Origin of the sequence: Streptomyces sp. NBC_00525 (genome assembly GCF_036346595.1) — a bacterium.
Lineage (GTDB): Bacteria > Actinomycetota > Actinomycetes > Streptomycetales > Streptomycetaceae > Streptomyces.
On record NZ_CP107834.1, the window covers coordinates 6,399,738 to 6,420,530 of the forward strand.

The 20,793-nt window shown below is 71.9% G+C and carries 17 protein-coding genes; 8 read left to right on the plus strand and 9 right to left on the minus strand.

All coding sequences use genetic code 11. From position 1 onward, the window contains the following. Positions 1-331 precede the first annotated feature (331 nt). Both OG710_RS28065 and OG710_RS28070 read left to right on the plus strand, forming a co-directional pair. Entirely contained in the window at positions 332-1,150 is an 819-nt protein-coding gene (locus tag OG710_RS28065; protein WP_330241833.1) for an SAM-dependent methyltransferase, read from the plus strand. Then, positions 1,147-3,321, plus strand: coding sequence for a putative bifunctional diguanylate cyclase/phosphodiesterase (locus OG710_RS28070; protein WP_330241834.1), 2,175 nt, complete (start codon positions 1,147-1,149; stop codon positions 3,319-3,321). The genes OG710_RS28065 and OG710_RS28070 overlap by 4 nt, the downstream gene beginning before the upstream one ends. Positions 3,322-3,349: 28 nt before the next feature. Here OG710_RS28070 and OG710_RS28075 read toward each other — a convergent pair whose 3' ends face one another. Further along, the gene (locus OG710_RS28075; protein WP_330241835.1) at positions 3,350-4,252 is read right to left on the minus strand and encodes a LysR family transcriptional regulator; all 903 of its coding nucleotides are present in this window, start codon (positions 4,250-4,252) and stop codon (positions 3,350-3,352) included. A 95-nt stretch (positions 4,253-4,347) separates the two neighbouring features. Between OG710_RS28075 and OG710_RS28080 the strand changes: the two genes are divergently transcribed. From OG710_RS28080 to OG710_RS28090, 3 genes are read left to right on the plus strand one after another with little or no spacing between them, the layout of a single operon-like run. Next, on the plus strand, positions 4,348-5,055 hold the full coding sequence (locus OG710_RS28080; protein WP_330241836.1) for a succinate dehydrogenase: 708 nt from the start codon (positions 4,348-4,350) through the stop codon (positions 5,053-5,055). A gap of 1 nt (position 5,056) precedes the next feature. Beyond that, positions 5,057-7,006, plus strand: coding sequence for a fumarate reductase/succinate dehydrogenase flavoprotein subunit (locus OG710_RS28085; RefSeq protein ID WP_330241837.1), 1,950 nt, complete (start codon positions 5,057-5,059; stop codon positions 7,004-7,006). Next, positions 7,003-7,749: a succinate dehydrogenase/fumarate reductase iron-sulfur subunit gene (locus OG710_RS28090; RefSeq protein ID WP_239222989.1), complete on the plus strand. Its 747-nt coding sequence runs from the start codon at positions 7,003-7,005 to the stop codon at positions 7,747-7,749. The genes OG710_RS28085 and OG710_RS28090 overlap by 4 nt, the downstream gene beginning before the upstream one ends. Positions 7,750-7,822: 73 nt before the next feature. On the opposite strand, the gene OG710_RS28095 is transcribed toward OG710_RS28090, so the two are convergent. Together OG710_RS28095 and OG710_RS28100 are read right to left on the minus strand one after the other, a co-directional pair. Next, positions 7,823-9,592: a glycosyl hydrolase family 18 protein gene (locus tag OG710_RS28095; protein ID WP_330241838.1), complete on the minus strand. Its 1,770-nt coding sequence runs from the start codon at positions 9,590-9,592 to the stop codon at positions 7,823-7,825. Positions 9,593-9,849: 257 nt separating this feature from the next. After that, positions 9,850-12,267, minus strand: a complete 2,418-nt coding sequence (locus OG710_RS28100; protein WP_330241839.1) for an excinuclease ABC subunit UvrA — start codon at positions 12,265-12,267, stop codon at positions 9,850-9,852. A gap of 99 nt (positions 12,268-12,366) precedes the next feature. Between OG710_RS28100 and OG710_RS28105 the strand changes: the two genes are divergently transcribed. Next, positions 12,367-12,852 (plus strand): phosphatase domain-containing protein, encoded by a 486-nt coding sequence (locus OG710_RS28105; protein ID WP_330241840.1) that lies wholly within the window; start codon positions 12,367-12,369, stop codon positions 12,850-12,852. A 39-nt stretch (positions 12,853-12,891) separates the two neighbouring features. Here the strand turns inward: OG710_RS28105 and OG710_RS28110 are convergent, their stop codons facing one another. Continuing rightward, positions 12,892-13,107 (minus strand): dodecin, encoded by a 216-nt coding sequence (locus OG710_RS28110; RefSeq protein WP_330241841.1) that lies wholly within the window; start codon positions 13,105-13,107, stop codon positions 12,892-12,894. 201 nt (positions 13,108-13,308) lie between these two features. Between OG710_RS28110 and OG710_RS28115 the strand changes: the two genes are divergently transcribed. Then, positions 13,309-14,565, plus strand: coding sequence for an extracellular solute-binding protein (locus OG710_RS28115; RefSeq protein ID WP_330241842.1), 1,257 nt, complete (start codon positions 13,309-13,311; stop codon positions 14,563-14,565). 90 nt (positions 14,566-14,655) lie between these two features. Here OG710_RS28115 and egtD read toward each other — a convergent pair whose 3' ends face one another. The 5 genes from egtD to OG710_RS28140 form a co-directional block, all read right to left on the minus strand. Then, the gene (gene egtD / locus OG710_RS28120; RefSeq protein ID WP_330241843.1) at positions 14,656-15,618 is read right to left on the minus strand and encodes an L-histidine N(alpha)-methyltransferase; all 963 of its coding nucleotides are present in this window, start codon (positions 15,616-15,618) and stop codon (positions 14,656-14,658) included. Next, on the minus strand, positions 15,615-16,370 hold the full coding sequence (gene egtC / locus OG710_RS28125; RefSeq protein WP_330241844.1) for an ergothioneine biosynthesis protein EgtC: 756 nt from the start codon (positions 16,368-16,370) through the stop codon (positions 15,615-15,617). Before egtC ends, egtD begins: the two co-directional genes overlap by 4 nt. Beyond that, the gene (egtB, locus tag OG710_RS28130; RefSeq protein ID WP_330241845.1) at positions 16,370-17,701 is read right to left on the minus strand and encodes an ergothioneine biosynthesis protein EgtB; all 1,332 of its coding nucleotides are present in this window, start codon (positions 17,699-17,701) and stop codon (positions 16,370-16,372) included. Before egtB ends, egtC begins: the two co-directional genes overlap by 1 nt. Beyond that, positions 17,698-19,011, minus strand: a complete 1,314-nt coding sequence (gene egtA, locus OG710_RS28135; protein ID WP_330241846.1) for an ergothioneine biosynthesis glutamate--cysteine ligase EgtA — start codon at positions 19,009-19,011, stop codon at positions 17,698-17,700. The genes egtB and egtA overlap by 4 nt, the downstream gene beginning before the upstream one ends. 180 nt (positions 19,012-19,191) lie before the next feature. Further along, positions 19,192-19,650 (minus strand): type II toxin-antitoxin system PemK/MazF family toxin, encoded by a 459-nt coding sequence (locus OG710_RS28140; RefSeq protein ID WP_330241847.1) that lies wholly within the window; start codon positions 19,648-19,650, stop codon positions 19,192-19,194. Positions 19,651-19,726: 76 nt separating this feature from the next. Between OG710_RS28140 and OG710_RS28145 the strand changes: the two genes are divergently transcribed. Further along, the gene (locus OG710_RS28145) at positions 19,727-20,749 is read left to right on the plus strand and encodes a LacI family DNA-binding transcriptional regulator (RefSeq protein ID WP_330241848.1); all 1,023 of its coding nucleotides are present in this window, start codon (positions 19,727-19,729) and stop codon (positions 20,747-20,749) included. The last annotated feature ends 44 nt before the right edge of the window (positions 20,750-20,793 follow it).

Genomic DNA, 20,793 nt, shown 5'->3' on the forward strand with positions numbered 1-20,793 from the left:
GCGGCGGCGGCCCTCTTGGGGCCCCGGCTCTCCGGGGGTGCGCGGCCTCCGGGTGCCAACGGCCAAGGCTCCCACGGCACATGATGCGCCGGTTCCGGGATGAAGAGTTCAGCGATTCGTCAAAGTAGTCCGGGAGTGAACTATTCGAACCTTTCCGTTCGTCGAATGTGACGGGCAGCGACGAGTCGGTTGCACATGCCATGGGAGTGTGACCAATAACGGACGGCCAATTTCCGTTTCCGCTCGCTCTCTTGGCGGTCGATCAGTAGCCTCTGGTTCACACTGACCATGAACATGGCCGGATCGTCGTGGCGACTTGTTGGAGACATCGATGGAGCGTCCCGCCTGGGCACCGCAAGGCATTGACATTTCGGTGCCGAGCGTGTCCCGAATGTATGACTTCTATCTGGGCGGCTCGCACAATTTCGAGGTGGACCGGGAAGCCGCCCGCAAGGCCATGGAGTTCATGCCGGGACTTCCCAAGGTGATGCAGGCGAACCGGGCCTTTATGCGACGCGCCGTGCGCTACGCGCTGAGCGAGGGCGTCGACCAGTTCCTCGACATCGGCTCCGGGATACCCACCTTCGGCAATGTCCACGAGGTCGCCCAGGGCCTCGACCCCGCCGCCAAGGTCGCCTACGTCGACCACGACCCGGTCGCCGTCGCGCACAGCCAGGCCGTCCTCGCCGGGAACGAGGGTGCGACCATCGCCGCTGCCGACCTGCGCAGGCCCCAGGAGATCCGGGACAGTCCCGAAGTCGCCAAACTCCTCGACTTCGACCGGCCGGTAGCACTGCTGCTCGTCGCCGTACTCCACTTCATCGAGGACTCCGACGACCCGCAGGCCGCCGTCGCGGCGCTGCGCGACATGCTCGCCCCCGGCAGCCTCCTGGTCGTCACCCACGCCGCCTACGAGGGCATCCCGCTGACCCGCGAGGAGGCCGGCGGCGCGGTCGGCGTGTACCGCGACATCCGCAACCCGCTCGTCATGCGCACCCGCGACGAGGTCGCCCGCTTCTTCGACGGCTACGAGCTGGTCGAACCCGGACTGGTCGCCATGCCGGAATGGCGCCCCGAGAGCCCCGCCGCCCCCGAGAACGAGGACCCATACGCCTTCTCGGGCATCGCGGGAGTGGGACGCAAGGCGTGAGCATTCCCGCCCAGTCGGCCGGAGTCCCGGACGCGGCCCCCGACGGCCCGGAGGACCGGCTCCGGAGGTTCGCCACCATCTGGAGCCGGGCCATCTTCCCCTCGACGGCCACCTCCCTGACCCGCCCCGAGTTCGAGCAGCACCTGCTGCCGCTCGCCCGCACCCTCAACGAGACCCTGCACGCCCGCCCGTTCGACGCGGCGGCGGCCACCGGCGTGGGCGGCGAACTCGTCGCGGCCCACTGCACAGACCCCGACGCGCTCAGCTCCACGCTCGGCGTCGTCGACTCCTACCTGGTGCTCTACTGCGGCAACAACGGTCCGGTGCCCCTGGCCACCGAGGAGAGCCGCTCCCGCTGCGCCCGCATCCAGCACGCCGTCGCCGCCGGCTTCACCCAGGCCCTGCGCGAACGCACCCTGTCCGAACAGGAGGCCATCGCCCGCTCGGCGCTCGCCGCCCGCTCGCACGCCGAACAGGCCCTGCACGCCACCGAGGCACGCTTCCGGGCCGTCTTCAAGGACGCGGCGATCGGCATCGGGATCGCCGACCTCGACGGCAACGTGCTGGAGATCAACGACACCCTCACCCGGATGTTCGGCGGCCTGGAGAACCACGTCCTCAGCCACCGCGTCAACGAGTGGGTCCACCCCGAGGACTCCCCGCAGGTCTGGAAGTACTACAACGAGCTGGTACGCGGCGAACGCGAGCACTACCGGGTCGAGAAGCCGTACTACCGCAACGACGGCACCGTCCTGTGGACCAATCTGACGGTGTCGCTGCTGCGCGACGCCGAGGGCAGGCCCGAGTACCAGCTGGCCCTGCTGGAGGACACCACCGAGCGCCGGCTCCTCAACCTCCGGCTGCGCTACGAGGCCACCCACGACGCGCTCACCGGACTGCCCAACCGGACGCTCTTCTTCGAGCGGCTGGAGAAAGCGCTCTCAGCGGGCGACGGCAGCCGCTTCGGGCTCTGCTACCTCGATCTCGACGGTTTCAAGGCCATCAACGACAGCCTCGGCCACGCCGCCGGCGACCGGCTGCTCGTCGAGGTCGCCGACCGCCTCCAGACCTGCGCCACCGCCCCCGGCGAAATGGTCGCCCGGCTCGGCGGCGACGAGTTCGTCGCCCTGACGACCAGCTTCGACAGCCCCGCCGAGGTGGACGAACTCGCCTGCCGCATCCTCGGCGTCCTCGGCACCCCGATCCGGCTCGACGGGCGCGAACTCACCGTGCGCGGCTCGATCGGCGTCGTCGAGGGACCCGCCGGGGAACGCAGCGCCGCCGAGGTGCTGCGCAGCGCCGACATCACCATGTACCGCGCCAAGTCGGCCGGCGGCAACCGCTTCGAGCTGGCCGACGCCGAGGCCGACGCCCGCGCCATCACCCGGCACGGCCTCACCACGGCCCTGCCGGCCGCCCTGGAACGCGGCGAGTTCTTCATCGAGTACCAGCCGCTCGTCCACCTCGACGACGGCACGGTGCACGGCGCGGAGGCCCTGGTGCGCTGGTGCCACCCCCAGCACGGTGTGCTCGGACCCGACCGGTTCATCGCGCTCGCCGAGCACACCGGACTCATCGTCCCGCTGGGCCGCTGGGTGCTGGAAGAATCGGTCCGCCAGGCCAACTTCTGGCAGGAGCGGCACACCGACGGCGGCCCGCTGCGCATCAACGTCAACCTCTCCCCGGCCCAGCTGCACCACCCGCGACTGGTCGCCGAGACCGTCGAGGTTCTGGAGCGCTCCGGGCTCGAAGCGGGCGCCCTGTGCCTGGAGGTGACCGAGTCGGCGCTCATCGGGGCCGACGAGGACCTGCTCAAGCCGCTGCGCCAACTGGCCGAGATGGGCGTGGACATCGCCCTGGACGACTTCGGCACCGGCTACTCCAACCTCGCCAACCTGCGCAGGCTGCCGGTGAGCGTGCTCAAGCTGGACCGCTCCTTCACCCAGGGCATGCAGCACCTTCCGGCGGACCCGGTGGACCTCAAGATCGTCGAGGGCATCGTCTCGCTCGCACACAGCCTGGACCTCGCGGTCACCGTGGAGGGCGTCGAGACGGGCGCCCAGGCCGAGCAGCTGCGGCAGCTCGGCTGCGACACGGCCCAGGGCTGGTACTACGCCCGGCCGGGCGCCCCGGACCGCATCCACTCGCTGCTGCTGGCCGACGCGGTGTGAACCGGGCGGGCGCACCCGGCACCCCGCGTCACGGGGCCGCCGGGTCCGCCCGCCCCGCCAGCAGGACCCGCTGGAACTCACGGGCCGCGCGCGGCGGGTCCACGTCGCTGCGGTGCGCCAGCGCGATCGTGCGGCGCAGCCCCGGGCGGGCCAGCGGCGTCGTCCGCAGGTCGAGCCCGGCGCGGGTGGCGATCATGTTCGGGACGACCGCGACGCCCAGGCCCGCCCGGACGAAGCCGAGCACCGCGTCCATCTCGCCGCCCTCCACCGTGAACGACGGCTCGAAGCCCTCCGCCCGGCAGGCGGCCACCGTCAGCTCCCGCAGGTCGTAGCCGTGCCGGAACATCACCAGCGGCTCGTCCCGGAGATCCGCGATCCGGACCCGGCCGCCCCTGCCCGGCCGCGGCCGGTGCGCCGACGAGACCACCACCAGGTCCTCCCGGAGCAGCTCCACCGTGGTCAGCGCCGGGGACGCGGCCGGCAGCGGCAGCACCACCAGGGCCAGATCCAGCGCCCCGCGCGCCAGCTCCCGCACCAGGTCGTGCGAACCGCCCTCCTCCAGCAGCAGCCGGATGCCCGGATGCAGATCGTGGAAGGCGCGCAGCACCTCCGGCAGCAGACCCGTGCACACACTCGGCGTGGCCCCCAGCCGCACCCGGCCCCGGCGCAGCTGCGCCAGCTCCTGCACCTCGTGCCGGGCGGTCTCCGCGTCGGCCAGGATGCGCCGGGCCAGCGGCAGCAGTGCCTCGCCGGCCGCCGTCAGCGTGATGTTGCCGCGCGCCCGGCTGAACAGCTTGGCGCCCAGATCGTTCTCCAGGGCCCGGATCTGCTGGGAGAGCGACGGCTGCGAGACGTGCACCCGCTCGGCGGCGTGGGTGAAGTGCCGGGCCTCGGCGACGGCCACGAAATACGTGAGCTGCTGGAGCTGCATCACCCCACGCTACCCCGTTGCATAGCCTGAGCCTATGGAGATCAGCCGTTCCATGTCTTGGACTGATCGGGCCCTTCGCCCCTAGCGTCGTGTCCATGGCATTGGCAACCCGGACGGACCGACGGCCGTCCATGACGCGTACGCTCTGGGGCTCGACCGTCGGCAAGAAGGCGATCATGGCCGTGAGCGGCCTGGTGATGCTCCTCTACCTGGTCGCCCACATGTTCGGAAACCTGAAGATCTTCTTCGGTTCCGACGAGTTCAACGGCTACGCGCGCTGGCTGCGGACCATGGGCGCTCCGGTCCTGCACCACGAGTGGGCGCTGTGGATCGTGCGTGTGGTGCTCCTCGCCGCCGTCGTGCTGCACGCCGTCTCCGCGTACCAGCTCAGCCGGCGCGACCTGCGGGCGCGGCCCGAACGGTACGTCCACCGCAGGCCGCGCGCGAGCTACGCCACCCGCACCATGCGCTACGGCGGCGTCATCCTCGGGCTGTTCATCGTCTGGCACATCCTGGACCTGACGACCGGCACCGTGCACTCGGGCGGCTTCCGGTCCGGCCACCCGTACCAGAACGTCATCGACACCTTCTCGACCTGGTACGGCAACGTCATCTACATCGTCGCGATGCTCGCCCTCGGACTCCACATCCGGCACGGGTTCTGGAGCGCCGCGCAGACCCTCGGCGCGGGCCGCGCGAGCCGCGACCGTGTCCTGAAGACCCTCGCCGACGTCCTCGCGCTGGTGCTGACGGCGGGCTTCGTCTCCGTCCCCGTCGCCGTCATGACCGGAGTGGTGAGCTGACATGAACGACTACCTCCACTACACCACCGGCGAACCCGTCGCCGACACCAAGGCACCCGACGGACCCATCGCCGAGTGCTGGGACAACCGCCGCTTCCGGGCGAAGCTGGTCAGCCCCACCAACCGGCGCAAGCAGACCGTCATCGTGGTCGGCACCGGCCTGGCCGGCGGCTCGGCCGGCGCGACCCTGGCCGAACAGGGCTACCACGTCGTCCAGTTCTGCTTCCAGGACTCGCCCCGCCGCGCCCACTCGGTCGCCGCGCAGGGCGGCATCAACGCGGCCAAGAACTACCGCAACGACGGCGACTCGGTGTACCGCCTCTTCTACGACACCGTGAAGGGCGGCGATTTCCGCTCCCGCGAGACCAATGTGTACCGGCTCGCCCAGATCTCCGTCGAGATCATCGACCAGTGCGTCGCACAGGGCGTCCCCTTCGCCCGCGAGTACGGCGGACTCCTCGACAACCGCTCCTTCGGCGGCGTCCAGGTCTCCCGCACCTTCTACGCGCGCGGCCAGACCGGGCAGCAACTGCTCCTGGGCGCCTACCAGGCGCTGTCCCGACAGATCGCCGCGGGCAACGTCGAGATGCACCCCCGTACCGAGATGCTCGACCTGATCGTGGTGGACGGCCGGGCCCGGGGCATCGTCGCCCGCGACCTGCTCACCGGGAAGATCGACACCTACTTCGCGGACGCCGTCGTCCTGGCCAGCGGCGGCTACGGCAACGTCTTCTACCTGTCGACCAACGCGATGAACTCCAACGCCACCGCCGCCTGGCGGGCCCACCGGCGCGGCGCCCTCTTCGCGAACCCCTGCTTCACCCAGATCCACCCCACCTGCATCCCGCGCACCGGCGACCACCAGTCCAAGCTCACCCTGATGAGCGAGTCGCTGCGCAACGACGGCCGCATCTGGGTGCCCAAGGCCAAGGGCGACACCCGCCCCGCCAAGGACATCCCCGAGGACGAGCGCGACTACTACCTGGAGCGCGTCTACCCGGCCTTCGGCAACCTCGTGCCCCGCGACATCGCATCCCGCGCCGCGAAGAACGTCTGCGACGAGGGGCGCGGCGTCGGCCCCGGCGGCCAGGGCGTCTACCTCGACTTCGCGGACGCCATCAGGAGGATGGGCCGGGCCGGGGTCGCCGAGAAGTACGGCAACCTCTTCGACATGTACGAGCGGATCACCGCGGAGAACCCGTACGAGACCCCGATGCGGATCTACCCGGCCGTGCACTACACGATGGGCGGGCTCTGGGTCGACTACGACCTCCAGACCACCGTGCCCGGTCTCTTCGCGATCGGCGAGGCCAACTTCTCCGACCACGGCGCCAACCGGCTCGGCGCGTCCGCGCTGATGCAGGGCCTCGCCGACGGCTACTTCGTGCTGCCGGCCACCATCAACGACTACCTCGCCCGCAACCCGCACCGCGAGGACGTCGACGCCGCGCACCCGGCGGTGGAGGAGGTCGTCGCCGAGACGGAGGACCGGCTCAACCTGCTGCTCTCCGTGGACGGCGACCGCACCCCGGACTCCTTCCACCGGGAGATCGGCGAACTCATGTGGGAGTACTGCGGGATGGCCCGCACCGACGAGGGGCTGCGCACCGCGCTGGCCCGCATCCCGCAGATCCGCGAGGAGTTCTGGCGGCGCATCAAGGTCCCCGGCACCGGCGACGAGCTCAACCAGTCGCTGGAGAAGGCCAACCGGATCGTCGACTACCTGGAGCTCGCCGAGCTGATGTGCCTCGACGCCCTGCACCGCGCCGAGTCCTGCGGGGGGCACTTCCGGGAGGAGTCCCAGACCCCGGACGGCGAGGCCGCCCGGCGCGACGAGGAGTTCTCCTACGGCGCCGCCTGGGAGTTCACCGGCACCGGCGAGGCCCCCGTCCTGCACAAGGAAGACTTCGTCTTCGAGTACGTCCACCCCACCCAGCGGAGCTACGCATGAAGCTCACCCTGCGCGTCTGGCGCCAGAAGAACGCCGAGACCCCCGGCGCCATGTCCACGTACGAGGTGGACGGCATCTCGCGCGACATGTCGTTCCTGGAGATGCTCGACACCCTCAACGAGGAGCTGATCCTCGCCGGTGACGACCCCGTCGCCTTCGACCACGACTGCCGCGAGGGCATCTGCGGCGCGTGCAGCCTCGTCATCAACGGTGACGCCCACGGCCCGGAGCGCACCACCACCTGCCAGCTCCACATGCGGGCCTTCGACGACGGCGACACCATCGACATCGAGCCCTGGCGCGCGGCCGCCTTCCCGGTCGTCAAGGACCTGGTGGTGGACCGTTCCGCCTTCGACCGCATCATCCAGGCCGGCGGCTACATCTCCGCCCCGACCGGCACCGCCCCCGACGCGCACGCCACGCCGGTGCCCAAGCCGGACGCGGACTTCGCCTTCGAGCACGCCGAGTGCATCGGCTGCGGCGCCTGCGTCGCGGCGTGCCCCAACGGGTCGGCGATGCTCTTCACCTCGGCGAAGATCAACCATCTGAACGTGCTGCCGCAGGGTGCTCCCGAGCGGGAGACGCGGGTGCTCGACATGGTGGAGCAGATGGACAGCGAGGGCTTCGGCGGCTGCACCCTGACCGGGGAGTGCGCCACCGCCTGCCCCAAGGGCATCCCGCTGCCGTCGATCTCGGCGATGAACAAGGAGTGGCTGCGGGCCACCCGCAAGGCGCGCCGCTGACCGGACCGCCTACGGCCTGCGGGCCCCGGGGACGACGTGTCCCCGGAGCCCGCAGGCCGTCATGTGTGCCGGGTCAGGACTTGGTGACCGAGAGGTCGTCCGCGTAGACCGTCCCCTGGCCGTACCAGCCGTGCAGGTAGACCGTCACCGAACCGGTCGAACCGGTGGTGAAGGACAGCGACTGCTTGCCGTAGGAGCTCGACAGGCCCCAGGTGCTGGCCGACGCGTCGCCCCGCACCCCGAGGTAGGCGTAGTTCCCCTGGATGTAGCCCTGGAGGGAGTACGTCGTGTTGGGGGACAGGGTCAGCGTCTGCGCGCACTCACCGGTCTGCGACGAGGTGGCCGCGACGGCCAGCGCGTGCGAACCGCCGTGCACCGGCGAGGACACGACCGCGCCACCGGGCTGGCAGGTCCAGGGACCCAGCGCACCGGTCTCGAAGTCACCGTTCACCAGCGCGCCCGTGCCGCCCTTGCCGGGCACGGTCAGGGCCAGCGTGGCCGAGTGGCTGAGCGTGCCGGAGGTGCCGGTCACCTTGACGTTGTACGTGCCGGGGGCCACCGACGCCGACGCGCTGAGCGTGAGCGTGGCGGAGCCGCCGGCGGTCACCGAGGTCGGGCTGAGCGTCGCGGTCACCCCGGCCGGGGCACCGCTCGTGGTCAGCGCGACCGTCTGGGCGACGCCCGAGGTCACCGCGGTCTTGACGGTGGCGGTCACGGACTTGCCCGGCTCGACCGTCGCCGAGGAGGGGGTCACACCCACCGAGTAGTCGTCGGTCGCCGGACCGCCGCCGCCGTCACGGGTGAACGGCGCGAAGGTGTGGGTGAAGTACCAGGTGTCCTGCGCGATGCCGGAGCAGGTGTCGCTGCCGCCGGTGCCGGGGCAGCCGCCGTTGTCGCGCTGGAGCGCCCAGAAGGACAGGGTGCCCACGCCCTTGTCGACGGCCCAGTCGTAGACGACGGGCGCGTTGGCCGTGGTGAAGGTCTCGGCCGGCCCGAAGTCGTCGATGCCGGGCATCTCGATGATGCCGGTCATGTTCCACAGCTGGGTGTCGGTCTTCGACGGGTACAGGGAGGCCAGCTGGCCCTTCAGACCGGTGATCGCGGTCTTGGTGTCCTGCGCCATGTCGTGCGAGGCGTTGTCGTAGTAGTCGAACGTCATCAGGTTGACGACATCGACCTTGGCGCCGTTGGACACCGCGTTCCGCAGCACCGCGAGGCCGCTCTCGGCGAGACCGTGCGTGGTGGTCGGCAGGGTGTACGAGATCTGGAGCGGGCGCCCGCTGGCGGCGGCCCAGTCCTGGACCTTCTTGATCGCCTTGTTGCGGCGGTCGATGCCGCCGCTGTTGGTCAGCGAGTTGTCCTCGATGTCCATGTCGAGCCGGGTCACGTCGTAGGTCGTGATGACCTTCTCGTACGCGGCGGCGATCGAGTCGACGCTGGTGCAGCTGTCGGCGATCTCGGTGCCGGTGTTGTCGGCCGTGTAGCCGCCGAACGACGGGATCACGTCGCCGCCGCGCGACCGCATCGTGGCGAAGTCGGCGCCGAACTCCGACTGGTCGATCGGCATGCTGGAATCGCCGTTCCAGTACGGGGTGCAGGAGCCCTTGGTCGCGGCCTGGATGAAGGCCATCGTCAGGTACTTGGCACCGGACGCCTGGGCGAGCGCGGCCGGGCTGTCGCCGTTCCACGCCTCGAAGTACGGGGCGAAGACGTGCGCGGGCATGGGGGTGGCGGCGGCGGTGGCGGCCTGCGCTCCGGCGCCCGATCCGAGGACCAGACCTGCGGACGCGACTGCGGTGGCCAAGGCGCTCAGGACGGCGCCGACTGTTCTTGGACGTCTCATGGGGCAGCTCCCAGCGGGGGTGGGACAACGGGCGGTTGCACGGCTCCGCCGCGCCCGGGGAGGGGCGCGGCGTTCCTGTGAGTCCCGGCCGGGGGTCACATGCCGCACGGCGCCGAAGGCCGCGTGGCATGCCCATGATTGGTATGGACCAGCTAACTGTCAACGTTCTTTACTGTTTCATGGACGGGCCGTCGGACGCCCACCGATCGAACCGCCAACCCGCCCCCCGCCCACCCGACTTGACGCCGCCCCGGCGCTCAGGAAAGCCCCAGGGCCGCCCGCAGGTACCCCGCCGTACGGCTCTCCGGCACCCCCGCCACCTCCACCGGCGGCCCCGCCGCCACGACGCGGCCGCCCCGGTCCCCACCGCCCGGACCGAGGTCGATCACCCAGTCCGCGCCCGCCACCACGGCCATGTCGTGCTCCACGACCACCACCGTGGACCCGGCGTCCACCAGCCCGTGCAACTGCCGCATCAGCACCTCGACATCGGCCGGGTGCAGCCCCGTCGTCGGCTCGTCCAGCAGGTACAGCGTGCCGCCGCGCCGGACCCGCTGGAGCTCCGCCGCCAGCTTGATCCGCTGCGCCTCGCCGCCGGACAGCTCCGTCGCCGGCTGCCCGAGCCGCAGATAGCCGAGGCCCACGTCGAGCAGCGTCCCCAGACTGCGCGCCGCGGCCGGCGAGTCCGCGAAGAACCCGGCCGCCGACTCCACGGTCAGGTCCAGCACCTGGGCGATGTTCAGCCCGCGCAGCGTCACCTCCAGCGTCTCCGGGTTGTACCGCGCGCCGCGGCAGTCCGGGCAGGGCGCGTACGTGCTCGGCAGGAACAGCAGCTCCACCGAGACGAACCCCTCGCCCTGACAGGTCTCGCACCGCCCGCCCGCCACATTGAACGAGAACCGCCCGGCCCGGTACCCCCGCTCCCGCGCCGTCGGCGTGGCCGCGAACAGCTTGCGCACCACGTCGAACAGACCGGTGTACGTGGCCAGGTTGGACCGGGGCGTACGGCCGATCGGCCGCTGGTCCACCTGGACGAGCCGGTCCACCGCCGCCAGGCCCTCCGCCCGCGCGTACCCGCTCACCGGCCGCTCCGGCCCGTCGTCGCCGGCGGCGGCCCGGTCGGCGAGCGCGCCCGCCAGCACCTGCCCCACCAGCGTCGACTTGCCGGACCCGGAGACCCCGGTGACCGCCGTGAACACCCCCAGCGGGAACGCCGCGTCCACCCCGCGCACGTTGTGCCGGTCCACCCCGAGCAGCCGCAGCCACCCCGCCGGGGCACGCACCTCGCGCGGCGGGGGCGTCGCGTCGGGGAACAGGAAGCGGCGGGTGGCCGACTCCTCGACGCGGGCCAGCCCGGCGGGCGGCCCGCTGTGCAGCACCCGGCCACCGTGCTCCCCGGCCAGCGGCCCGACGTCGACGAGCCAGTCCGCCCGCCGCACCACGTCGAGCTGGTGCTCCACCACGAAGACCGTGTTGCCTGCCTCCTTCAGCCGCCCCAGCACCGCCAGCAGCGCTTCGGTGTCCGCCGGGTGCAGCCCCGCCGACGGCTCGTCCAGGACGTACACCACCCCGAACAGACCCGCCCGCAGCTGCGTCGCGAGGCGCAGCCGCTGGAGCTCGCCCGAGGAGAGCGTGGGCGCCGTGCGGTCCAGGCTCAGATAGCCGAGGCCCAACTCGGTGACGGTCGAGATCCGGGCCAGCAGGTCCGCCGTCAGCACCCGCGCGGTCCCGTCGCCGCCCGCCTGCGCGAGCAGGTCCGCGAGGTCGGTGAGCGCCAGCCCGGCGAGCTGCGCGATCGTCCGGCCCGCGAAGGTGACGGCCATCGCTTCCGGACGCAGCCGGGAGCCCCCGCAGGCCGGGCAGGGCTCACTGGTCAGGAAACGCTCGGCCTTCGCCCGGAGCGAGGCGCTTTTCGAGTCGGCGAAGGTGTGCATCACATAGCGCCGCGCGCTCATGTACGTGCCCTGGTAGGGGCGCTGGATGCGGCCGGCCTCCCGTACCGGGTGGACGGTCACCACCGGCTGCTCGTCGGTGAACAGAATCCACTCCCGGTCGGCCGGGTCCAGCTCCCGCCACGGCCGGTCCACGTCGTGGCCGAGGGCGTCCAGCACATCGCGCAGGTTCTTGCCCTGCCAGGCCCCCGGCCAGGCCGCGATCGCGCCCTCCCGGATCGACAGACCGGGGTCAGGCACCAGCGACTCCTCGCTGGTGCGGTGGACCAGCCCCAGGCCGTGGCAGCGCGGACAGGCCCCGGCGGCGGTGTTCGGCGAGAACGCGTCCGAGTCCAGCCGTTCGGCCCCCGCCGGATAGTCCCCGGCGCGCGAGAACAGCATCCGCAGCGAGTTGGACAGTGTCGTGACCGTGCCGACCGACGACCGCGCACCCGGCGCCGACCTGCGCTGTTCCAGCGAGACGGCGGGCGGCAGCCCGGTGACCTCGCCCACCGCCGGGGCGCCCACCTGGTGGATCAGCCGCCGGGCGTACGGGGCGACGGACTCGAAGTAGCGGCGCTGGGCCTCCGCGTAGATCGTGCCGAAGGCCAGCGACGACTTCCCCGAGCCGGAGACGCCGGTGAAGACGGTGAGGGTGTCGCGGGGGATGTCGACGTCGGCGTTCCGCAGATTGTGCTCGCGGGCGCCTCGGACCCGGACGTACGGGTCGTGGGGCGAGGTCATGGGGGAGGGGGTCACTCCTGCGCTCGGTGCCGGACTTCCCGCCCGGCCGGTGGTCGTGCCGGTTGGCCGGACGGGGCGGCGCCTTGATTTGCTGACCGCATGGGAAACGACGTCCGGCCGGTGGCCGTGTTCGATCTTGACGGTACGCTCGCCGACACCACGCACCGGCAGCACTTCCTGGAGGGCCGCCGCGACTGGGCCGCCTTCTTCGCCGCGGCGGCCGACGACCCGCCGCTGGACGAGGGCGTACGGCTGGCGCTGCGCACGGCCGAGGAGTGCGAGATCGTCTATCTGACCGGGCGGCCCGAGCGCTGCCGCAAGGACACCCTGGCCTGGCTGGCCCGGTACGGGCTGCCCGAGGGGACGCTGCGCATGCGGCGCAACGACGACCGCCGGCCGGCCCGCCGGACCAAGCTGGAGATCCTGGAGCGGCTTGGGCGCGACCGTACGGTACGCGTGCTGGTCGACGACGACGAGCTGGTCTGCGACGCCGCCGAGCTGGCCGGATTCACCGTGGTGCGCGCCCGCTGGACGCCGGCCTCGCCCGCGCTGAGGGACGCGCAGGAACGGGAGGGGCGCACCTGACCGGAGCGGGCTCGGCCCGGACGTGCCGGACGGTCCGCGTCACTTCGGGTCGTCGAGCCGGAAGCCCACTTTCAGTCCCACCTGGTAGTGCGCGATTCGGCCATCCTCGATCTGCCCACGCACCTGTGTGATCTCGAACCAGTCGAGATTGTGCAACGTTTCCGAGGCCCTCGCGACGCCGTTGCGGATGGCTTCGTCGACGCCCTCCTGGGAGGTTCCTACGATTTCAGTGACGCGATAGGTGTGATTTGGCATGGTTTGTCTCCTCTCGTCCCTACCAAGGTGCCCTACCTCGGCCCGGTTCGCGAGGGGTCGAAGAGGTCACGCATGTCCAGAACGGCCCTTGACCAAACTATTGGTACATACCAAAATCCAGCCACGCCCGTGCGAGCGCAGCCCGCAGTCCCCCACTCGGGTCCGCATATTTCGTCCTGCCGTTCCGCAGAAGGTGAATCCGTGAAAAACCGCATGCTCGTCGGAGCTGTCGCCCTTGTTTCCACCGTTGCGCTGGGTGGGTGCGGCTTGATCCCCGGCTCGGGCGGCTCCGGTGACAAGAAGGTCACGATCTGGCTGATGAAGAACAGTGTGACCGCGGACTTTTTGGAGCGTTTCAAGAAGTCGTACGAGGAGGAGCACTCGTCGATCGAGCTGGAGTTCAAGATCCAGGAATGGAGTGGCATCGGCCCCAAGGTCATGGAAGCTCTCGACGGCAAGGACACGCCCGATGTGATCGAGGTCGGCAACACCCAGGTCGCCCAGTACGCCGAGAGCGGCAACCTGCGCGACCTGACCCTCGAATCGATGCGTGACCTGGGAAGCGAGGACTGGCTGCCCGGTCTCGCCGAGCCGGGGAGCATCGACGGCGTCCAGTACGGAATCCCGTGGTACGCGGCCAACCGCGTGGTGATCTACAACAAGGACCTCTTCGAGGCCGCGGGCATCGAGGACGTGCCGAAGACGCGCGCGCAGTGGATCGAGGACTCGCAGAAACTCAACCGCGACGGAATCCAGGGCATGTATCTGCCCGGCCAGAACTGGTACGTGCTCGCCGGGTTCATCTGGGACGAGGGAGGGGAACTCGCCAGCGACAAGGAGGGCGAGTGGCAGGGCACTCTCCACACGCCCGCCGCCCTCAAGGGCATGGAGTTCTATTCGAAGCTCCAGGCGCTGGGTGACGGTCCCATGGACAGCGACGAGGAAAAGCCCCCGCAGGTCGAGGTGTTCGCCGAGGGGAATGTCGCACAGATCATCTCCACGCCCAGCAGTGTGCCTTTGATCCTGAAGCAGAACCCCGAACTCAAGGGGAAGCTGGGCTACTTCCCGATTCCCGGTAAGACCGCGAAGACGCCCGGCTCGGTGTTCACCGGCGGCTCCGACCTCATCGTGCCGCAGAAGGCCGACCAGCGTGCCGCCGGCTACGAGGTGATCAAGGCCCTGGCCGGGGCCAAGTGGCAGCAGGACCTGGCCAAGACCATGAAGTACGTGCCCAACAAGCCCGCCCTCGCGAAGGTCATCGAGGGCGACGAGAGCACCGCGGCGATGGCCGCCGGTGCCGCCGAGGGCCACGCGACCCCCAACTCGCCGCAGTGGGCCGCCGTCGAGGTCGACAACCCGATCAAGCCCTACATGACGGCGGTCCTCCAGGGCGGCGACCCCGCCACCGAGGCGAAGGCCGCGTCCGAGAAGATCACCGGGCTGCTCGCCGGCAGCTGATCCACCGCTCGACCAACCGCGGGGCGGGTCCGAACCACCGGACCCGCCCCGCGCCGCACCCATCGGTCACGTGGGCGGTCCCCTGCGGACTCAGTCCACCGCGGACAGGGACAGCGCGAATCGGTCCTCCGCGTCCGTCCACCAGTGCGTGAGCCGGAGCCCCGCACCGGCCAGCTCCCGGCGCACCCCGTCCTCGCGGAACTTCGCCGACACCTCCGTACGCAGCTCCTCACCCGCCTCGAACGGCACCACCAGATCCAGTTCCGGGATCTTCACCGTCAGCGAGCGGCGGGCCCGCAGCCGCATCTCGATCCACTCCTCCTTCGGGTTCCACCGGGCCACATGCGCGAAGTCGTGCGGCACGAAGTCCGCCCCCAGCTCCCGGTCCACGACCGACAGCACGTTCCGGTTGAACTCCGCCGTCACCCCGGCCGCGTCGTCGTACGCCGCGACCAGCACCTCCTCGTCCTTCACCAGATCCGTGCCCAGCAGCAGCGTGTCGCCCGGTGCCAGCAGCTCGCGCACCGACCGCAGGAACACCGCCCGCTCGTCCGGCAGCAGATTGCCGAGCGTGCCGCCCAGGAACGCCACCAGCCGGGGCCCGGGCGTCTCGGGCAGGGTGAGTCCGGCGGTGAAGTCGGCGATCAGCGCGTGCACGGACAGCTGGGGCCGCTCTTCGAGCAGGGCGTCCGCCGCGCCGCGCAGCGCGCTCTCGCTGACGTCCACCGGCACATAGGTGTGCAGCCCCGGCAGCGCGTCCAGCAGATGACGGGTCTTCTCCGACGAGCCGGAACCCAGCTCCACCAGGGTGCGGGCCCCGGACGCGGCGGCGATCTCCCCGGCGCGCTCGATCAGGATCTCCCGCTCGGCGCGCGTCGGGTAGTACTCGGGCAGCCGGGTGATCTCCTCGAACAGCTCGCTGCCCCGGGCGTCGTAGAACCACTTGGGCGGCAGCGTCTTCGGGCGCCGGGTCAGGCCGTGCAGCACATCGGCGCGCAGCGCCGCGTCCGTCGCGTCCTCCGGCAGGGTGCGGGTCAGCAGGAAGGGACTCACGGGCAGGGCTCCTTCAGCGGGGTGAGCAGGACTTCTCCGGCGGTCGCGGTGAGCAGGGTGCGGTCGGCCACCTCGTACCAGCGGGGATCGTCGTCGTACGGCTCCGAGGCGACCACCGTGTGCCGCCCCGGCTCGGTCAGGTGCCACAGCGTGTCGCCCCAGGTGGTCGCCACCAGGCCGCGGCCGTCGGTGAGCAGCAGGTTGAGCCGGGAGCCCGGCGCCGCCTCCGCCACCTCCAGCACGGTGTCCGCCACCGCTCGGTCCAGCGTGTCGCCCGCCGCCAGCCGGTGCCGCACCAGCGCCCACACCAGCGCGGAGTCGCTGCGGGCGGTGAGCCGCAGCAGCGAGGCCGGGGGCAGGGTGGCGGCGACGGACTCCATCGAGCCCGGCCAGCCCTTCACCGCGCCGTTGTGGCTGAACAGCACCCGGTCCGCGGCGAACGGCGCGGCGGCCGCCTCCCCGTCCGGGTCCGCCCCGGTCGCGTCCCGGACCGCCGCCAGCAGCGCGCCGCTGCGCACCACCCTGGCCAGATCGGCGAAGGTCTCATCGCCCCACACCGGCCCCTGGCGCCGGTAGCGGCCCGGAACCGGGTCCCCGTCCGCGTACCAGCCGACCCCGAAACCGTCCGCGTTGACCGTCCCGTACCGCTGCCGGCGCGGCTCCCAGGACTGCCGCACCAGCGAGTGCGGCGGCCGCGACAGCACCTCGCCCAGGGCGACCGGCGGCCCCAGGTAGGCGATGTGCCGGCACATCAGAGGTCCCTCGCGGTGCGGAAGCCCGAGAAGATCTGCCGCCTCACCGGCAGGTCCCAGTTGCGGAACGTGCCCCGGCAGGCCACCGCGTCCACCGCGAACGAACCACCCCGCAGCACCTTGTGCTCCGGGCCGAAGAACACCTCCGAGTACTCGCGGTACGGGAACGGCGCGAACCCCGGATACGGCAGGAAGTCGCTCGCCGTCCACTCCCACACATCGCCGATCAGCTGCCCGGCACCGCACGGCGCCCGCCCGGCCGGATACGCCCCGGCGGGCGCCGGCCGCAGATGGCGCTGTCCCAGATTGGCCCGCTCCGGCGTCGGGTCCTCGTCGCCCCACGGATAGCGCCGCGAACGCCCCGAGACGCGGTCGTGGCGGGCCGCCTTCTCCCACTCCGCCTCCGTCGGCAGCCGCCGCCCCGCCCAGCGCGCGTACGCGTCGGCCTCGTACCAGCTGACGTGCAGCACCGGCTCGTCGTCCGGCACCGGCTCCGTCACCCCGAACCGGCGGCGCAGCCACTGCCCGCCGTCCCGGTGCCAGAACAGCGGGGCGGTCAGCTCGTGCTCGCGGACCATCGCCCAGCCCTCCGGCGCCCACCAGCGCCGCTCGCCGTAGCCGCCGTCCTCGATGAACGCCCGGTACGCGCCGCACGTCACCGGGGCCGTGTCGATGCAGAACCCGGGGACGTCCCTGCGGTGCGCGGGGCGCTCGTTGTCCAGCGCCCATGGCTCCGTCGACGTGCCCATGGTGAACGGGCCGCCGGGCACCAGCACCTCGGACGGCAGCGCCGGTGCGTCCGCGGCCCCCGGCGGCTCCGGCGCCGCCAGCACCGCAGGGCCCGACCGCAGCTGATGGGTGATGAGCATCGTCTCGTCGTGCTGCTGCTCGTGCTGCGCGATCATCCCGAACGCGAAACCGGACCTGAGCAGCGCGGACCCGTCACCCAGCGGGGCGGACTCCAGCACGTCCAGCGCCCTGCCGCGCACCTCCAGGGCGTACGCGCGTGCCTCGCCCGGCGCGAGCAGCGGCAGCGAGGGCCGGGTGGCGCGCGGATGCTCGAACGCGTCGTACAGCCCGTCGATCTCCGGACGCATCGCCTCCCGCCCGGCGACCTGGCGCAGCAGCCACAACTCCTCCTGGTTGCCGATGTGCGCCAGGTCCCAGACCAGCGGCGACATCAGCGGCGAGTGCTGGGCGGTCAGCTCGTGGTCGTCCACACTGTCGGTCAGCAGCGCCGTGCGGTTCCGGGCGGTCAGCAGCGCGGCGAGCGCCCGCCCGCGCAGCGCCTCGTCGTCCCCGGTGTACGGGGGAGCGGGGGATTCGGTCATGACAGGGTCCCCTTCGGATGGACCGGGCGGCGCGCCCCGCCCGTGGTGAGCAGGTCCCGCAGGTCGTCCGCCGGGCACCGGCCCCGGACGACATAGCGGTCGTGGAAGGCGGCGACCGCGTCCCGCACGGCCGGGCCCGCACCCAGCCGGGGCAGCGCCTCCCGGGCGAGCCGGAAGCAGACGTCCGCCACCCGGCGCAGCTCCGGGTCGGCCAGTCCGTCGCGGGCCGCCGAGGTCCACAGCGGATTGCGCGGGGCGGCGCCGGTCCCGGCCGTCTCGGCCAGCGGCTTGACGGTCCGGTACACCGTCTCGGCGGCCTCCGGGTCGTCGAACAGGGCGGTCGTGACGGCCAGCGGCACGATCCAGCCGTCCTCGCCGGGCTGTGCGTCGATCATGCGCAGTTCCAGATGGCCGCGCGGGCGCACCGGCGGGAACAGCGTGGTCAGGTGGTAGTCGAGGTCGTCCCGCTCCGCCGGCCGGGGCGATCCGGTCCGCAGCCACTCCCGGAAGGTGAGCCCGTCCGGCACGGCCCACGGCCCCTCGCCCCGTACACACAGCACGGGCGTGTCCAGGACGTGCGAGGCCCAGGCGTCCCGAGGCGGCAGCAGCCCGTCCGGGGCCAGCGTGCGACGCGGGTCCAGGACGGCCCACAGCGACTGCCGGGCCGACCGCCAGGGCACCGGCCGGCCCTCCCGGTACGGCGAGTTGGCGAACACCGCCACCAGCACCGCCCCCAGCAGATGGGCCAGCTGCCACCGCCGCGCGTACCCGAGCGGGCCCGGTTCCGCCTCACCGGCGTCCAGGCAGACCTGCACGGACGCGGTGGTGCACATCATGGCGCGGCCGGCCGGTCCCCACCGGTCCAGCGCCTGCTCCATGGCCTCGTAGCGGGGTTCGCGCAGGAGCCGGCGCGGCGACTGCCAGGGATCGACGCCCAGACCGGCCGGGACGAGGCCGAGGCCGTCCAGCGCGGTCCGTACGGCGGCGAGATCGGCGGCGGTGTCCTCGACACACGCCATCAGGGAAGCGGCGGGGCGCGAGCTGAGCTCCAGCTGGCCGCCGGGTTCGAAGGTGAGCGCCGCGCTCAGGGGCAGCGCCCGGACGGCCGATGCGGCCGCTTCCAGAAGGTGGGGCGGTACGGGACGGTGCGGGTGGTCGCGGTGGTGCAGGAGCCATTCGAGTTCCACGCCCACCGTGCGCGGCGGCCCCGTCTTGAAGCAGATGCCGCGCAGTAACTCCTCCGCCCCGTCCTCGTCGAGAGGAGGAGCGAGACCGGGCGGACCATGGCCGCCGGGTGTGTCGGATGACATGCCGGGCCTCCTAGTGCCGGTGCGTCCGTCCTACCCAAACCGCTGCAAACAGATCGCACAAGAGTGCCTTGTGCGCCGGATTTCGGATCGAATCCGATACGACAGGGCGCCGCTGATGCCCCGTATGCACCATAAGGGGGCCGGGCCGCGCGCGCCGCCCCCGGCACGTCCAAGAAACCGTCACCGCCAGCCGTAGCGCTCCCGCAGCCGCCCCACCACCAGGTCGAACCTGCCCCGGTCCAGCGCGCACGCCTCACGCCGCATCCCGTCCTCGTGCACCCGCAGCACCCGGTCCAGGTCCACCCAGGACGGGCGGCCCGAACTGTCCCAGGGGCCCGCGCCCAGGGCCACCCACTCCCGGTCCAGATCGTGCTGCTTGCTGGACAGCTGCACCGCCAGCAGCGTGCCCGCCGCCTCCCGCGCGACCACCAGGACCGGACGGTCCTTGCCGCGCCCGTCGTTCTCCTCGAAGGGAACCCACGTCCAGACGATCTCCCCGGGGTCGGGCGCGCCGTCCCGGTCGGGCGCGTACGAGGTCCGGACCGGGCCCACGTCGCGCGGGTCTGCCTCCGACGTGGCCGCGGAACCGATCCGTCCGGGAAGACCGTCCTGGCTGCCGCTGAAGTTCCTGATCGTCATCGCCACACCCTAGGGGGTTCTCGCGCACAGCCTGCGCGCCGGGCCGTGGCGCGGGTCTGGGAGACTGCCCGGAGCCATGATTCAGTTACCCCAGCAGCCCTCCGAAGGCCCCGTCCCGACCAGCGCCGACGTGGCGCGGCTCGCAGGCGTCTCGCGGGCCACCGTGTCCTACGTCCTCAACAACAACACGCAGGTGCGGATCAGTGATCAGACCCGCCGCCGGGTACGGGAGGCCGCCGACGAACTCGGCTACGTCCCCCACGCGGCGGCCCGCACCCTGCGCGCGGGCCACTCCCGCATGGTGCTCCTGCCCACCGGCCATCTGCCGACCGGGCCGCTGCACCTGCGCTTCCTGCGCGAACTGGAGGCGGGCCTGCGCCGCCTCGACTACACCGTCGTCCAGTACGGCTCGCTCGGTCTCGGCGCCGACGACGCCGCCCGCGCCTGGGCGGAACTGCGCCCGGCCGCCGTCATCGTGCCCGGCTCCGTCCCGCTCGCCCCGCGCGGCATAGCCGTCCTCCGGCGCTCCGGAGCCAAGGCGGTCATCACCCTGGGCCCCCAGCCCGTCGAGGGCGCCCACGCGCTGATCATGGACCAGCGCGAGGTCGGCGGCTGCGCGGTGCGCCATCTGCTGGAACGCGGCAGGCGCCGCATCGGCGTGGTGATGCCCGAGGACCCCGGCACCGCCCTGTTCGCGGCCCCGCGCCTGGCCGGCGCCCGGGAGGCCGCGCTGAGCGCAGGCGCCACCGTCGAACCGCTGCCGCTTCGGTACGACGAGGAGTCAGCGGCCGCGCTCGCCGCCCGCTGGCCCTCGCTCGGCCTGGACGCCGTGTTCGCCTACGACGACACGTACGCGATGCTCCTGATGCGGGCGCTCCAGGACGCCGGGATCGACGTGCCGGGCGCGGCGGCCGTGGTCGGCGCGGACGACTCCATGATCGGCCGGCTGCTCCGGCCGCGGCTCAGCAGCGTACGCATGGAACTGGCGACCGCACAGCCGCTCGCGGACCTGGTGGACCGCTTCGTACGGCACCCCAGGACCCCGCCCGAACGGCACGACCTGCTGCGCGCCCGCACCGTACGGCGGGAATCCAGCTGAACGGCCGAACCGGGCCCGACGACCCGCGCGACGCACGTCCCGCG